We start from the raw sequence: 230 nt of genomic DNA on the forward strand, positions 1-230 counted from the left end.
CGTGCGCAGGCGGTGCCATAAGTCAGGTGTGAAAGATTCCGGCTCAACCGGGAAAACGCGCTTGAGACTGTGGGACTAGAGTGGGATAGAGGGGCGTGGAATTCAGGGTGGAGCGGTGAAATGTGTAGAGATCCGGAGGAACACCAGAGGCGCAAGCGGCGCCCTGGGTCCCAACTGACGCTGAGGCACGAAAGCTTGGGGAGCGAACGGGATTAGACACCCCTGTAGTC

Annotated in this window: 1 rRNA gene; it reads left to right on the plus strand. The window is 59.6% G+C overall.

Annotation, left to right across the window (positions count from 1 at the left end):
* Position 1: 1 nt before the first annotated feature.
* A 16S ribosomal RNA gene (locus tag ACTHSL_RS14330) occupies positions 2-230 on the plus strand; the annotation flags it as partial.

The sequence above is a fragment of the Neisseria sp. P0008.S010 genome (assembly GCF_051962715.1).
Taxonomy (GTDB): Bacteria; Pseudomonadota; Gammaproteobacteria; order Burkholderiales; family Neisseriaceae; genus Neisseria; species Neisseria elongata.